Origin of the sequence: Priestia sp. SIMBA_032 (assembly GCF_046535215.1) — a bacterium.
GTDB lineage: Bacteria > Bacillota > Bacilli > Bacillales > Bacillaceae_H > Priestia > Priestia aryabhattai.
The window spans coordinates 1-229 of the sequence record NZ_JAWRXD010001706.1; the positions used below are offsets into that span (position 1 = coordinate 1).

Here is a 229-nt window from a genome sequence, read left to right on the forward strand (position 1 = left end):
GTCCGGGGACCCGGTGCCCGCCCTTCGCCATGCCGATGACGATGTCGCCAGCATCTTCTACACGGGGGGCACCACCGGCCGTTCCAAGGGCGTGCAGCTCACCCACGCCAACCACGTGCTGCACAGTCTCGCCTTCGCGGCCGAGCTGAGCCTGACGCATCGCATGCGGCACTTGCATGTGGCGCCCATGTTCCACATCGCGGACGCATTGTTCTTCCACGTGGTGACC

General features: G+C 66.4%; 1 protein-coding gene. It reads left to right on the forward strand.

The annotated features are described in order from the left end of the window. Window positions 1-229 (forward strand): AMP-binding protein (locus SB717_RS40065; RefSeq protein WP_410908953.1); only part of this gene is annotated, 229 nt, incomplete at both ends.